Origin of the sequence: Mesorhizobium sp., from assembly GCF_004962925.1 — a bacterium.
GTDB lineage: Bacteria > Pseudomonadota > Alphaproteobacteria > Rhizobiales > Rhizobiaceae > Mesorhizobium.
Genome location: NZ_SUEO01000134.1, coordinates 2,633 through 3,946 on the forward strand (window position 1 = coordinate 2,633; position 1,314 = coordinate 3,946).

1 protein-coding gene is annotated in these 1,314 nt (G+C 62.3%); it reads left to right on the forward strand.

The window, feature by feature from the left end:
- Window positions 1-1,288 (forward strand): esterase-like activity of phytase family protein (locus E5W87_RS23280; RefSeq protein ID WP_292402824.1); only part of this gene is annotated, 1,288 nt, incomplete at its 5' end.
- Window positions 1,289-1,314: the final 26 nt, after the last annotated feature.

The following is a 1,314-nucleotide window of genomic DNA, read 5'->3' on the forward strand; positions in this document are numbered from 1 at the left end:
CGGTTTCACGATCTTCAGCAAGAAGGGCGAGGTTCTCCATGAATCCGGCCCGTCCTTCGAGCACCAGGTTGCCAATGCCGGCCATTATCCCGACGCCCGCAACAAGAAGGGCATCGAGCCGGAAGGTCTCGAGACCGGCACGTTCGGAGAAGACAGACTGATTTTCGTCGCTTCGGAGCGTGGCTCCGTTATCGGTGTCTACAAGGACACGGGTGCAGAACCTCAGTTTGCCCAGATCCTGCCCTCTGGCATCGCTCCAGAAGGCCTGGTCGCAATCCCGTCGCGCAATCTCCTGGTCACCGCCAACGAGGCCGACCTGGTCGAGGACGGGCTTGCCCGCTCGCACGTCATGATCTACGAGCGCTCCGAGGGTCCCGCCACCTACCCGATGATCACGGCAAAGCTCACGGCGGACGGCACGCCGCTCGGCTGGGGTGCGCTTTCGGCGCTCGCGGCCGGCGACACTGCCGGCAAGCTGTTCGCGGCGTCGGACTCGTTCTACACCAACGCGCCCTCGATCTTCGAGATCGATGCCACGCAGACCCCGGCGCTGATCACCGGCAAGACCATCGTCACGCGTGGCGGTCATCCTGCACAGAAGCTCGACATTGAAGGACTTGTCGCCGACGGTGAAGGCGGCTTCTGGCTGGCCAATGAAGGCGATCCGGCAAAGCTCGTCCCGCACGCCATCCTACGCGTCAACGACAAGGGCGAGATCAAGCAGGAAATCGGCTTCCCGATGGAATTGCTCGCCCACCAGACCCGCTTCGGTCTCGAAGGCATCACGACCATCGGCGAGGGCGACGACCTGACGCTGGTGATGGCAGTGCAGCGCGAATGGGCCGACGATCCGAAGGGCCAGGTCAAGCTTTTGGCCTACAAGCCGAAGGCCAAGGAATGGTCGGCGGTGCGCTACCCGCTCGAAGCGACCGAAGCCGGCTGGATGGGCCTGTCGGAGATCACCGCGCATGAAGGCAAGCTCTATATCCTCGAACGCGACAACCAGATCGGCGACCTGGCCAAGGTGAAGCGCGTCTATTCGGTGGCGCTTGACGCCTTCAAACCGGCCAAGCTCGGTGGCGAGCTGCCGCTGGTCGAAAAGACGCTGGTGCGTGACATCATCGGCGACCTGAAATCAGCCACCAACGGCTATGTCGTCGACAAGGTCGAAGGTTTCACCATCGACAAGAACGGCGATATCTTCGTCGCCACCGACAATGACGGCGTCGATGATTCTTCCGGCGAAACGCTGTTTCTCAGGTTGGGCAACATCAGCGCCGTGAACTGATCTCCTGAGGCGAGGGTCGATCCGCG